Below are 11,813 nucleotides of genomic sequence, written 5' to 3'. Positions count from 1 at the left end.
TTAACTCGCCTTTCGAGCCTGGCGTCGCCAACATTCAGAGATTCCAGTTCCTGAATAACCCAATTTTCCATTGTGCCTCTGAAATAATAGTTAATTTATCAATAAACTACCACCTTTTGGGCTTATGGGTAAGGGTATGCAATGTTATTCAGCGATCCAGTCAAATGTTATTACCCGATCTCGATGGATGTTATTAGGCGATCTCTCTGAGTGGTAATACGCACAGTATGCCGAACAGCACAACCTTAGCCGGTCATCCTTCAACCGGTGGCTGGCCAGATGGCCTCCGACAGAGCACCAGGAAACGCCAGCGTCTGCCTTTATTCCCGTCTCCATTTCTTCCTCGCCCGACGATGCCGCAACGGTGACGCTCAACCTGAGCCGCTGCTCCATCTCCTGCCAGCCCGCCCAGTTGCCGGCTATACTGAGGGTGCTCGACCTATGCTGATACCCCACACCGTCTGGCTGGCCCGGGAGCCCGTCGATATGCGCCAGGGTATTGATGCCCTGACCCGTTTCGTCGCCGAACACCTGCCAGGCCAATGGCAGCAGGGCGCTGCCGTCGTCTTCTGCAACCGGACACGCTCGCGCATCAGGGTGCTACAGTGGGATAAACACGGCGTCTGGCTCTGCGCCCGGCGGTTGCATCGTGGCCACTTCACCTGGCCCCGCCAGGGAGACGATACCTGGCAAATGACCGCTGAGCAGTTTTCCTGGCTGGTCATAGGGGTTGACTGGCAACAGGTCGACGGGCTGGCTCTACCCCAATGGGAAACCTGAGCGTACTTAACTTCCTGATATGGCGTGATGTTCGCTATTGGTTATGGCATGCTGTCGGCATGAATATCGACCCGCTGTTCACCACGGAAGATCCCGACGAACTGCGCTCCCGGGCGTTGGTGCTGCTCGCCATGCACGGAACAACGTGGGAACAACGGCACCGTGAACAGGAACGCCATATTCAAGAACAAGAGCGCCGGATCCTGACGCTGGAAGAAGCCCTGAAAACTGGTCGCCGTTGGTGCTTCGGCAAGAAAAGTGAAGCCTTCCAGGGCGAGCGCCGTCAGTTAGTCGAAGAAGATGTCTCTGCCGATGGCGCTGATATCGAGCAGCAGCTGGCCATGCTGTTGCCGGGAGCCAAAGACTCGCCTAAACGCCAACCGCTGCCCGCAGACCTGCCGCGTGAAGATATCCGTCTGGACCTGGACACGCCGGTCTGCCCTGACTGCAGTCATGCGTTGCGCTTCCTGCGCGATGAAATCAGCGAACGGCTGGAGTATGTGCCGGCGCACTTTATCGTCCATCGCACTGTTCGCCCCCAATACAGTTGCCCATGCTGCGATACCGTCCATGCTGCACTGCTTCCTGCTCAGCTTATCGAAAAAGGCCAACCGGGAGCGGGTCTGCTGGCGCAGGTGGTTATCGCCAAGGCCTGCGACCATCTGCCGTTATACCGCCAGCAAAAAATCTACCAGCGGCTCGGCGCCGACATTCCCCGCAGCACGCTGGGTGACTGGTTCGGCACCGTAGGCGCCATGCTGAAACCGTTGGCAGATGCGCTACAGCGAGACCTGCTGCTGCAGCCTGTATTGCAGGCGGATGAGACGCCGTTGTTGTTGCTCAACCCCGACCAGGGGAAAAGCCAGAAGGGGTACCTGTGGGCATACGTCAGCGCTGCCGGCGCTGCACGGAACATCCGGCTGTATGACTGCCAGCCCGGTCGCGGCGGGCAGTATGCGCAGGCGATACTCAGCGGCTGGGCAGGAACGCTGGTTGTCGATGGTTATGGCGGTTACCGTGCGCTGTTCGACCGGGGGGACGTGCAGGAGGCGGGCTGCTGGGCGCATGTGCGTCGCAAGTTCTTCGACCAGTACAAGGCCAACGGCAGCCCGGTAGCGGAAGTGGCGCTGAGCGCTATCCGCGAGCTGTACAAGCTGGAGCGGCTGATACGGAAACGGGCGCCGGAGCAACGACGACGATGGCGGCAACGTTATGCCAGACCGAAAGTGGAGGTACTCCAGCAGTGGTTGTTGCTCAAGCAACAGAAAACGGCTCCCAACTCGGGGATACGCCGAGCCATCGACTACACGCTGAAGCGTTGGGCGAGTCTGCTGATGTATCTGGGAGATGGCCGGGTGCCGATAGACAACAACCGGACGGAGAATGCGATACGTCCGGTGGCAGTGGGCCGTAAGAACTGGTTGTTCGCGGGTAGCCTGCGTGCTGGGCAGCGTATGGCGGCGATACTGAGCCTGCTGGAAACGGCGAAGGCGAACGGTCTAGAGCCGGGCGTCTGGCTCCGTGATGTGCTGACGCGGCTGCCCTCATGGCCAAACAGCCAGCTGGACGAACTGCTGCCGTACGCCGGCAACCGTTTCGGTTAATACTTTCCTGCGAACTCGCTGAATTAACTTCAATCGCCCCAGTGTAAGGTGAGATGCCCGGACGTTTACCATAAACTCACGCATGGCCGCGCCATCAGCGGATGTATCGTTATGCCATTCATGGTCAGGCGTTCTCAAAAGAAGCGATTCAATCTCCTAACCATCAAGCGATAACAGTGACAGAGCCTGGCCTTTACATCGTGCCACTTAAGGTAATGAGATTACGGCTGGGCGCTCAAGATTCCATGTTTACGGTATCAGTTTCATTGGCAGTTAATGTGAGCAAACAGTGGATGTTTGCAAGCAGAGCCGCATGTTTGCGAGCACATTGGCAAAGAGCGTGGGCACGACCGTCGCTCCATTGTCAGATAATTCGAGCAGGAATCCCCGATGTTTGCGAGCAGAGGCGATTATGTTGGCAGGCCGCTACACCTATCAATGAACAGAGATTTCTTCGTTTGGCACAACGCGTAACCCCGCACATTTCCTGGGCTTTTCATTCCTTAACGTGCATTTTCCCCTTACAAGGTATGGTCCAGCATATCGTCTAGCCAACGTTCATACCAAGTGAGAAAATCAAGTTCGGAGATGAAACTGAAAGGATGAGTTAAATTACAATCAGTATGGAGCAAACGCCCACGATATTTTCCACTGACCACCAGACAAATATCGTACCCACAACCTTGCATTAGGACAGTGAGTAGTCCATCAAAAAAAAGGAGGGTATCAACGTCATCATCAATGTCGTAAATAGCCTGCTGTCTCGCATTGAATCGCGCTATGTAGCACTTGCAACTGACTGAATACTCAGATAGGAAGGGATATTTACCTGGTCCCCAATATGCTTCCAAACCCGCAGCCCTACTTCGTTGAACAGGGCAGCCTGGCGGCTGCAAATTGAAAACCCCGCCTGCTGCCAGCCCGGAGGTTGCCCTGCGTCCGAAAAAATATGTATGATCTGACAACATATTTTTCTCAGAGCCCATCCCCTATGATGACCCGTAAAAGTATTGACACGATCCTGCTCTCCGTTGACGCGGATAAGCTCTCTCAGCGTGAATGGGACTGAATGAAGATGCTCAAACCCATGGACCCACCGCCTGTTATGGTCGCCAGCTCCATCCTGGAGCGCCGTGGCGATATCGCTGCGCTCGCTCGCCTGCAGACGACCGGAGATTAGTCTGTTCCATGCTGTCCGGTTTTACCCCTCGCCCACTCAAAAAGCTCTTTACGGCTAACCAGTGCTGGACCTCTTTTCTCGATGCCGGCGGTCTGCGCGATATCGAAGTGGAAGCCGTCACCAAGATGCTGGCCTGCGGCACCCGCATCAGCGGCGTGAAGGAATATGCCTGCGATAATGCGAAGTGCCTGCACGTCCGGTATATCACCAATGCCTGTCACCGCCGGGCCTGCCCCTCCTGCGGTAAAAAGGCCACTGACCTGTGGATCGCCGCCCAGCTTAACCGTCTTCCGGACTGCAACTGGATATACCTGGTCTTCACTCTCCCCGATTCGCTGTGGCCCCTGTTTGAGGTCAACCGCTGGCTGCTTAACGACCTCTGCCGCATGGCGGTCGATAACCTGCTGTATGCGGCTGGCAAACGCGGGCTGGATATCGGCATTTTCTGCGCCCTTCATACCTACGGCCGCCGCCTTAACTGGCATCCCCACGTTCACGTATCCGTCACCTGCGGTGGCATCGATGAGCACGGAAAGTGGAAAAAAAATAAGCTTCCGCAAGGACGCCATGCGCGCCCGCTGGATGTGGAATATCCGCCAGTTGCTGCTGGGCAACGGGTCCGACGGTGATGTGTGCCGCCCTCCCTGGCACACATCACCACCGAATCGCAGTGGCGCAGCCTGATACTGACCGCTGGAGGTGATTACTGGCATGTGTACATGTCAAAAAAGACAGCGGGTGGTAAAAACACCGTGAAATATCTGGGCCGTTACCTGAAAAAGCCGCCGATAGCGGGCTCCCGGCTGGCGCACTACGCCGGCAGTGCCACGCTGAGTTTTCGCTATCATGACCACAATACAGGCCAGCAGGCCACAGAGACGTTGACACAGCGTGAGAGCGTGGCGCGTCTGAAACAGCACATCCCGGAGAAGTTCTTCCGGATGGTGCGCTATTTTGGTTTTCTGGCCAACCGGGTGTGCGGAGAAAAACTGCCGCAGGTGTACCGCGCGCTGGGGATGGAAAAACCGGAGCCGGTGGTGAAGGTGTGCTATGCGCAGATGAGTAAACAGTTCCTGCGACGTGACCCGTTTGAATGCGTGTTGTGCGGTGGCCGCCTGGTGTACCGCCGGGCGGTGACAGGACTGTCAGTACAGGGGCTGAAAATCCACGCGCGGGAGATCAGTCTGATGAGGTATATCCCGGCCTGATGCGGGGAAGATCTGCCCGCCATCAGGAGAAAACACAAAAAACGGCCTGAAAAAGCCTGAATTATCATCAACTCCCGCGGTATCTGCTTACTTGCTGGCACGTGAATCAAAGTGCGGTCAAATTTTAACTACCACGCTCAGGGGGCATGGATGGTTTCAATTTCCTATACGTCAAGTATTTCCTTGAATTCTCGATAGCTAATGCCATATTTTCAGTACCAGCGAACAGCCCAAAGGATGATGTCCCCCTGAAAATGTCGGCTATGGAGAGGGTTCATGTGCTGATCCTTCTACAAAAAAGAGAGCTCAGTTTATCAACATTGAATATTTGCAACAGTGCCGTTAAAACTACTCAAAATAGTCAACTGGAACGGTATTCGGCACAGCGCAAAGGACAGCTTCATCATCCCGCCAGCGACGGATTGACACCAGCGGAACAATTTTATCTGTTGGCCACCTAAAAAATCGGCAACACGACTTTTGCTAACTTGCCTACGCTAATGCGACAGAGCCCTTTAACTTATTGAAGATTACAGCCCGTTGCAATAGGATTCATATTGCCCCTGCTTACTCATGCAAATAAGGGGTTTAGGTGGTCGAGATGAGCCATTCCAGCTTGGACCAATTAAAACAGGAACTGGGACATTCACAGGGCCATGATCAATCAACCCTTGACCTACAGTTTGCAAAGCACCACCGACAGCGCCAGTCAAAGCACCGCCAACACCGCCGCCAAATGCAGTGCCTAAACCAGCCCCCCATGCCATGTTATTACCTAAATCATGAAGCAGTTGGCTGTTAGGATCGGCTCCATTAGAACCTGCTACCAAACTCAAATTCTCAATATTAATTTCTTCCATTTTTCAATCTCATCATAATAAAAAATATGGAGTTAATTGCCACAGCTATCAGTGAAGAAATGAAACAGAACAAATAAAAATCATCGAACATATTATAAGAATTTGTAACATGTGTCTTAACTAAAGGATATATAAAACAAATAAAAAACGACAACGCAAAGATTGCTATAAAACTCTTCACTGTTGTTTTTGGTTTATATTTTCCATTTATAAAAAACAAAAAAGCCATAATTGAAAGAAAAACTGGTGAAAAAGCAAACGAACCAATTGTCATACTCTTCTCCATACGCTGATATTCGAGCAACCATGAACACTAAATAAGTGATCCTAATACCGCTACACTTTTGTCAGTCCATGTTTTCCACCAGGGAACGGATTGACGGTATCCATAAAGTGACGGACTTTTTTCAACAATTGCCACATTGAGCGGCTCTGGTGATTACGGGTAATAGTTTCGTGCAATGCCAGCCACAGGCGTTCAACATGATTCACCCATGGTGAGTAAACCGGCTGGTAAATCACCCCGAACTTCGGGTTCTCTTTTAGCCAGCGCAACGTTTCACGGCTTTTGTGGATGATGTAGTTATCGACAATGAGCGTAATCGTCTTTGCCCGCCGGTATGTCGCCTTCAGATGTTTTAACAGCCTGATAAATAAGGATGAACCTTTACTGTTTCCACCAACGTAGCTGACTTTTCCCGTACCGCTGTGCAGTGCACCGGCAAGATAATACTTTTCATTCTGACCCGGTGTGACAACGCGCTTTTGCTGCCCGCGTAACTGCCAGTCAGCACCGATTTTCGGGTTGAGATGAATATCCACTTCATCTTCGTAAAACACGGGGTTTTCCGCACTGCATTTCGCCAGCGCTTCATGGATAGCGGCCATCCTTTCTTCTTTGTGTGGGTCACGGATACGCAGTGTCGGCGCGGCTCTGCGCCATACCAAACCACCGCCGGATGGTTGAAGCATGTAGCGGGCAACCGGTGACCTCACGGATTTTTATCGCCAGCAGTTCCGTGCTCCAGCGTGAACGCTGATAACCAAAATCGCCCGGAGAATATTTTACAAGTTCACGCAGCAGTGCACAGATATGTTCAAACGGCCAGCGGCGGCCACGCCCTGCGGGTAAGGATTTCAGGCCTTCCACACCATATAACGTAAACCAGTTAATCCATCGCCCCACGGATGAGCGGGCGCAACAGAGTGTTCTGGCAACATGGCTGACACTGTCGCCCCGGTGCAGCATCAGCATGGCGGTCAGTCTGCGGGCATGGTTTTTATCCTTTGTTCTGTGAATAGTTTTCTGCATCATGCGTCGTTCAGTACGGGAAATGAAAGCTATAATTGGCATTGCTCAGTCCGGATGGTGATTTGGAGTCTCTGACGATTGGTCAGATCCCGCAACCGGGACTGAGTTCCTGAAAAAATACGCTACTGCCTGAATATGGGCAGCCATATAAGCAAACTCACAGGAGCGGTGCTGGAATGCAAAACATCAGGGTTGAACGTCTTTCATCAGTAACTGAGACTTTGGTTTCCGATTTGACGAATTTACTGTCTGAGCTGTCAGAAACAGCATCAGATCTGGAATTCGATGTTCTTAAAGAAATTATTAACTCTGAAGCGGTACAAATATTTGTGGCTTATGACGATGCAATACCAGCACCAGCGGGTATGTTGACATTAGTTTGCGTAACACTGCTGTCGGGTAAGAAGTGTATTATTGAAGACGTGATTGTCGGTACCCGGTTCAGACAAAGAGGGATCGCCTCTGAATTACTTCATTCTGCTATTGTTTACTCACGTACCTACGGAGCGCGTTATATTGATCTGACGTCCCGTTCAGAACGTGTAGCAGCAAATGAGCTTTATAAAAAGACAGGCTTCATCAAACGGCAGACTAATGTGTACAGACGAATATTGCTGGAAAAGCTGGATCTTTGATTGTCGTTTAAACACTCCATATTGAGGGGTACCTTCAATTTGGTGTAAGTTCCGGAAGTGATCTACTATTAGGAACAGTTATTTAGACTACTTATATCTTTCCACCCTGTATTACGCTGAGACCGTTTTTAGTACTTTCGATGGTTGCTCCACCCGAACTGAAGGGTTACTCGTCGCCGTTGCCCGCTCCGAAGGCGTCCTTGTCGGATACCTTCCCGGACTGGCAATGCGCCGCATCGCCGACTTACACGCCGGTGAAACCAAAACCGATGCCCGTGATGCGGCCATCATCGCCGAGGCCGCCCGTCCCCTACCTCACGTGCTACGCACGCTGAAACTGGCTGACGAGCAAATTGCCGAGCTCTCCATGCTCTGCGGCTTCGATGATGATCTTGCTGCACAGACAACGCAGGTCAGCAACCGTATCCGTGGCCTCCTGACCCAGATACATCCGGCACTGGAACGCATTCTTGGTCCACGGCTGGATCATCCAGCAGTACTCGATCTTCTCCAGCGATATCCCTCCCCCGAAAAACTCGCTTCGCTGGGTGAGAAGAAGCTGGCAACCCAGCTCCGTAAACTCGTCCCTCGGCTGGGAAAACGCCTTGCTGCGGACATCACCCAGGCACAGACCGAGCAAACCGTCGTCGTTCCCGGCACGAATGCTGCAGTCATTGTTCTGCCACGTCTGGCACTCCAGCTCATCACGCTACGTAAGCAAAGAGACGAGGTGGCACTTGAGGTAGAACAGCGGGTCCTTGCTCACCCTCTTTACCCGGTCTTGACCAGTATGCCCGGAGTCGGTGTCAGGAGCGCAGCCAGACTCCTCACAGAGGTCGCCTGCTGCACATCTCGCCGCCTATGTCGGTCTTGCGCCGGTAACCCGACGCTCCGGTTCGTCGATACGCGGCGAACATCCGTCAAGGAGGGGCAATAAAACCCTCAAACGGGCGCTGTTCCTGTCGGCCTTCGCTGCGCTCAGAGATCCGATCTCCAAGGCTCTACGGCGTCATAAATATGCTTGACAACTTAATAGGGCCCCCCAATCTATAGCTTCATAATGAAGCTATTACATTAATTGTAATTAATTATCATTATCAACAATGGCGATGTCAAGCTCTTTTTATCTGCCAGCCGCTTTGCCGTTTGCTGAAAAGGGTGCGGCTGAACTGGCGTAAACCGCAGGGATCATGGGGAAGCCGGAAAGAGACGGATGAAGCGGTGCGGGATAAGCCCAAACAGCCAGGGTTCGCGGTGTTGATGAGAGGCTTCCTGGGCACAGATCCGTACCAATGCATCTTGTGCGGCGATCGGCTGCGATTTGCCGTGACCACTCCAACCGCGCAAAAACAGTTTTGTAACGCTATAAGTGGATTAGGCTCCTCAGGGCGAGGGATGGGATAGGCAAAATCTATCAAGACAGGGCGGCTATGCCGCGCGACCGGCGACCCTCATCATCTGAGTTCTTTATGAATGAGATGAACGCATCCCACTCCACGACAGCGGAGAAATGAGCTGGCAATGAATAACCGCTTTTTCAGCAAGACTGTTCGGTGCTCATGATGCTGTGCTCCGCCTCAGTCTTGATTCAAAAGCGGTTTCTATGACATCTTATTCAGCTTCACTTCATTGATGAGCACAGCGGTGAGGTGGTTGATAAGCAGATCCGCAGCCAGGATTTTCTGGCCTTCTTCATTAATCGTGAACCTTGCCTGATTGGCATGGAAGCCTGTGGCGGCTCTCAACACTGGGCCCGGGAACTGACAAAACAAGGGCACAAGGTTCGCCTGCTTCCGGCCCGGTTTGTTAAAGCATTCGTGATGGGGAACAAGAATGACGTAATGGATGCCCGCGCTATCTGGATGGCGGTGCAACAACCGGGAAAAGCCATCGCGGTAAAAACGGAAGAACAGCAGGCGATCCTGGCCTTACACCGTATGCGACGACAGCTGGTGAAGTTCAGAACCGCGCAGATAAATGCGCTGCACGGTATGTTCCTGGAGTTCGGTGAAACAGTGAGAAAAGGACGGGCTTCTCTGGATAAAGCAGTACCCGTGGTACTGGAGCGTCTGAGAGAAAGGCTGCCACCCTTCCTGATAACCTTGCTGGAAGAGCAGCATCACAGGCTTAGTGACCTGGATGAGCAAATCAACGGCATCGAAAAAAGAGGGTTACACTATGATGATTAAATCAAATTTTTTATATTCCACATGGATTTTTGTTCTTGTGTTTTTCATTGTTAATCCTCTGTTTTATTGCGTTGGTATTTTAGCTGTTTCTGTTATCGAGTTACCTTTATGGCTTACTAAGGCCATTCTTTTATTTGTCATTCCTTTAGGTTGCTTCCGTTTGATCGATCTGGTTTACAACGCGGTGCGTAAGATAGTGGCCAGAATGTCGAAAGAAAAATGATAGTCAGCTTAGAACCTATCCCAAAAGGAATTGTCAGTCACTAAATAATGACAATTTCTGAGGGCGAAATATGGCAGACAGCAAGTGGCAGCTCAACGATGAACTCTGGGAACTTATCCCGGAGCACAAAACGCGTCACCCGCTGGAGACTCATCGTAAACGCGTTGATAATCGTGTGGCAATGAGTGCCAATACGGTCTAAATGAGCCGTATATGGTCTTCCCCCGTATTGCAAGAGCACAGTTACAATGAAAGTGACAGGTTTGCTTTCGTATATCCGGCCTGTTGATGAAGTGTAGTCATAGCTTCTGGCCTTGATGAGACATTCGCGCATTCCGACCTTATCGCTTACACGGCCTTACTGGCCAGAGGGCCGAACCCTGGGATCGCCAACAGTCTCTGGCATACAGGATCCTGCCGGACATATTTTTTCTGTTCGGAATCATACCATCCCAGTTCGTCATCCAGTGTAATCAGTCGAATATACTGCCGATGCAGCAACATCCTCATGGTATCAGTGAGTTCATTTTCCGCATCCTCAAGCAGTGCAGGCAGCTTTTGGCGCAATTCTGTCGCACCTTTATTCAGCACAATACCGTATTCAGCCAGAAGCCCACGAACATGATTTATCAGTTGTGTCCTTTCCATAGAGATCAACTGGCGCATTTTTAAAAAAGTTTGCACATCCTGCTGATCCAGAGTTTTTATTGGTACAGGTCGTATAGTTCCATGCTGGCAGGCCTCAGCTATCGCCTGTGCGTCGTTATAATCATTTTTCTGACGTCGTTGATAAGCTCTTACATGTTGAGCCGGAAGCAAAATTGCTTTGTGCCCGAGCTTCCGTATCTCCCGGGCCCAATGATGAGATGCTCCACAAGCCTCCATAACAACAATCATCAACGGTTGCTGAGCCAGCCAGTTGAGCAATTGATTACGTGAAAGTTTTATCTTTCCTGCTGGTTTTCCATAAGCACTGATACTGAAAAGATAAAAGTTCGTTTTAGCCAAATCGATGCTGGTGATTTTAAGTTCAGACATGGTATCCCTCTGATTTTTTCTGTTCAAAGTTTGTCCATCATGGCGGAAATAGATGCTGCCGTGAAGGAGGGGGAAGACCATCTCATCGCTTACACTCCATCAGTTTTGCAAAGCGAAAAAATCCTGGGTATTGCAGGCAGATGTAGTCCATCTGGACTTTTGATGAGCTGTCTAGCACTTGCTTAAAAGCCTCCATGTAGTCATAGCAGCCCTGCAGTAACTGGCTATCACCATTTTCTGTCGTAGGAAATCGGCAGCCATAATCGTGGACTATCTTCGCCAGTTGCTGTTGCTCTACGGTTAAATCGATCATTTTTACCCCCTGAAATGTGTGACTCTGGATAGTTACCCTATTGGGTTAATGAAGCTTTTTTTCGATATCTGTATCCGCTGGGATTTCTGACTCCAGCTGGCGTTTAACCCTGGTCAGCAGCTGTGGTGCAACATTCCAGCGGGAACCGCTTTCGGTATGAATAGTGACTGTTTTTTTATTCAGACGAACCAGAACACCTGTTACCGTTTGCCCATCGTCAGACCGGAAGTTGACCACATCTCCGGGGCGAAAATCTTCCATGCTTTGCCTGGTTCGTTGGCGTTGTAACGAGTTGAGGCGATTAACAATAATATTGTGTAACGTTATCAACTCCGTAAGCGCTCCGTCCTGAACGTGGTGTAAGGATTATTTTACGGAGGAGGGGTTCCAGGGCAGCAGTTCATCTACCCGGTTTGAAGGCCAGTCGTTGATCTTACCTATGACTTCACGCAGCCAGCCTTCCGGCTCCAC

Annotated in this window: 10 protein-coding genes and 7 pseudogenes; 11 read left to right on the top strand and 6 right to left on the bottom strand. The window is 51.4% G+C overall.

Features of this window, described 5'->3' with window-relative positions:
• Window positions 1–232: 232 nt before the first annotated feature.
• The 6 genes and pseudogenes from tnpA to ACRDCA_RS25135 form a co-directional block, all read left to right on the top strand.
• Window positions 233–448 (top strand): annotated as a pseudogene (tnpA, locus tag ACRDCA_RS25160) (IS66 family insertion sequence element accessory protein TnpA); the annotation flags it as partial.
• The gene (gene tnpB / locus ACRDCA_RS25155) at window positions 442–780 is read left to right on the top strand and encodes an IS66 family insertion sequence element accessory protein TnpB (protein WP_438691965.1); all 339 of its coding nucleotides are present in this window, start codon (window positions 442–444) and stop codon (window positions 778–780) included. The pseudogene tnpA and the gene tnpB, both read left to right, overlap by 7 nt.
• Before the next feature lie 59 nt (window positions 781–839).
• Window positions 840–2,384 (top strand): IS66 family transposase, encoded by a 1,545-nt coding sequence (gene tnpC / locus ACRDCA_RS25150; protein ID WP_438691967.1) that lies wholly within the window; start codon window positions 840–842, stop codon window positions 2,382–2,384.
• 991 nt (window positions 2,385–3,375) lie between these two features.
• Window positions 3,376–3,564 (top strand): annotated as a pseudogene (locus tag ACRDCA_RS25145) (hypothetical protein).
• 8 nt (window positions 3,565–3,572) lie between these two features.
• A pseudogene (locus ACRDCA_RS25140) lies at window positions 3,573–4,772 on the top strand (IS91 family transposase).
• Between the two features lie 146 nt (window positions 4,773–4,918).
• The gene (locus tag ACRDCA_RS25135) at window positions 4,919–5,233 is read left to right on the top strand and encodes a hypothetical protein (protein ID WP_438691964.1); all 315 of its coding nucleotides are present in this window, start codon (window positions 4,919–4,921) and stop codon (window positions 5,231–5,233) included.
• Between the two features lie 69 nt (window positions 5,234–5,302).
• Here the strand turns inward: ACRDCA_RS25135 and ACRDCA_RS25130 are convergent, their stop codons facing one another.
• Window positions 5,303–5,632 carry an E492 group microcin gene (locus ACRDCA_RS25130; RefSeq protein ID WP_438691963.1) on the bottom strand — a complete coding sequence of 110 codons (330 nt, stop codon included), beginning with the start codon at window positions 5,630–5,632 and terminating at the stop codon, window positions 5,303–5,305.
• 336 nt (window positions 5,633–5,968) lie between these two features.
• Window positions 5,969–6,986: pseudogene (locus tag ACRDCA_RS25125) on the bottom strand (IS630 family transposase).
• Between the two features lie 134 nt (window positions 6,987–7,120).
• Between ACRDCA_RS25125 and ACRDCA_RS25120 the strand changes: the two are divergent.
• The 5 genes and pseudogenes from ACRDCA_RS25120 to ACRDCA_RS25100 form a co-directional block, all read left to right on the top strand.
• On the top strand, window positions 7,121–7,579 hold the full coding sequence (locus tag ACRDCA_RS25120; RefSeq protein WP_438691962.1) for a GNAT family N-acetyltransferase: 459 nt from the start codon (window positions 7,121–7,123) through the stop codon (window positions 7,577–7,579).
• A 166-nt stretch (window positions 7,580–7,745) separates the two neighbouring features.
• A pseudogene (locus ACRDCA_RS25115) lies at window positions 7,746–8,595 on the top strand (IS110 family transposase); the annotation flags it as partial.
• 597 nt (window positions 8,596–9,192) lie between these two features.
• Window positions 9,193–9,747: pseudogene (locus ACRDCA_RS25110) on the top strand (IS110 family transposase); the annotation flags it as partial.
• 10 nt (window positions 9,748–9,757) lie between these two features.
• Window positions 9,758–9,991: a hypothetical protein gene (locus ACRDCA_RS25105; RefSeq protein WP_438691961.1), complete on the top strand. Its 234-nt coding sequence runs from the start codon at window positions 9,758–9,760 to the stop codon at window positions 9,989–9,991.
• A gap of 70 nt (window positions 9,992–10,061) precedes the next feature.
• Window positions 10,062–10,181: pseudogene (locus tag ACRDCA_RS25100) on the top strand (IS5/IS1182 family transposase); the annotation flags it as partial.
• 158 nt (window positions 10,182–10,339) lie between these two features.
• On the opposite strand, the gene ACRDCA_RS25095 reads toward ACRDCA_RS25100, so the two are convergent.
• From ACRDCA_RS25095 to ACRDCA_RS25080, 4 genes are all read right to left on the bottom strand, one after another.
• Entirely contained in the window at window positions 10,340–11,029 is a 690-nt protein-coding gene (locus tag ACRDCA_RS25095) for an IS110 family transposase (RefSeq protein ID WP_438691960.1), read from the bottom strand.
• Between the two features lie 82 nt (window positions 11,030–11,111).
• A complete protein-coding gene (locus ACRDCA_RS25090; RefSeq protein ID WP_438691959.1) occupies window positions 11,112–11,342 on the bottom strand; it encodes an arylsulfatase regulator in 231 nt (76 codons plus the stop codon).
• Between the two features lie 45 nt (window positions 11,343–11,387).
• Entirely contained in the window at window positions 11,388–11,603 is a 216-nt protein-coding gene (locus ACRDCA_RS25085) for a hypothetical protein (RefSeq protein WP_438691958.1), read from the bottom strand.
• Window positions 11,604–11,708: 105 nt separating this feature from the next.
• A partial coding sequence (locus ACRDCA_RS25080; protein WP_438691966.1) for a transposase domain-containing protein occupies window positions 11,709–11,813 on the bottom strand: 105 nt, incomplete at its 5' end.

The sequence above is a fragment of the Serratia sp. (in: enterobacteria) genome, from assembly GCF_051654945.1.
Taxonomy (GTDB): domain Bacteria; phylum Pseudomonadota; class Gammaproteobacteria; order Enterobacterales; family Enterobacteriaceae; genus Chania.
The sequence above is the reverse complement of the archived record's forward strand: the minus strand, read 5'-3'. Positions and strand labels throughout refer to the sequence as shown.

Excerpts from the sequence above, each read along its gene's own strand:
- ACRDCA_RS25130 (WP_438691963.1), bottom strand. The coding sequence starts at position 5,632 with ATGGAAGAAATTAATATTGAGAATTTGAGTTTGGTAGCAGGTTCTAAT.
- ACRDCA_RS25085 (WP_438691958.1), bottom strand. The coding sequence starts at position 11,603 with ATGGAAGATTTTCGCCCCGGAGATGTGGTCAACTTCCGGTCTGACGAT.
- tnpB (WP_438691965.1), top strand. The coding sequence starts at position 442 with ATGCTGATACCCCACACCGTCTGGCTGGCCCGGGAGCCCGTCGATATG.
- ACRDCA_RS25135 (WP_438691964.1), top strand. The coding sequence starts at position 4,919 with ATGGATGGTTTCAATTTCCTATACGTCAAGTATTTCCTTGAATTCTCG.
- ACRDCA_RS25090 (WP_438691959.1), bottom strand. The coding sequence starts at position 11,342 with ATGATCGATTTAACCGTAGAGCAACAGCAACTGGCGAAGATAGTCCAC.
- tnpC (WP_438691967.1), top strand. The coding sequence starts at position 840 with ATGAATATCGACCCGCTGTTCACCACGGAAGATCCCGACGAACTGCGC.
- ACRDCA_RS25095 (WP_438691960.1), bottom strand. The coding sequence starts at position 11,029 with ATGTCTGAACTTAAAATCACCAGCATCGATTTGGCTAAAACGAACTTT.
- ACRDCA_RS25120 (WP_438691962.1), top strand. The coding sequence starts at position 7,121 with ATGCAAAACATCAGGGTTGAACGTCTTTCATCAGTAACTGAGACTTTG.
- ACRDCA_RS25105 (WP_438691961.1), top strand. The coding sequence starts at position 9,758 with ATGATGATTAAATCAAATTTTTTATATTCCACATGGATTTTTGTTCTT.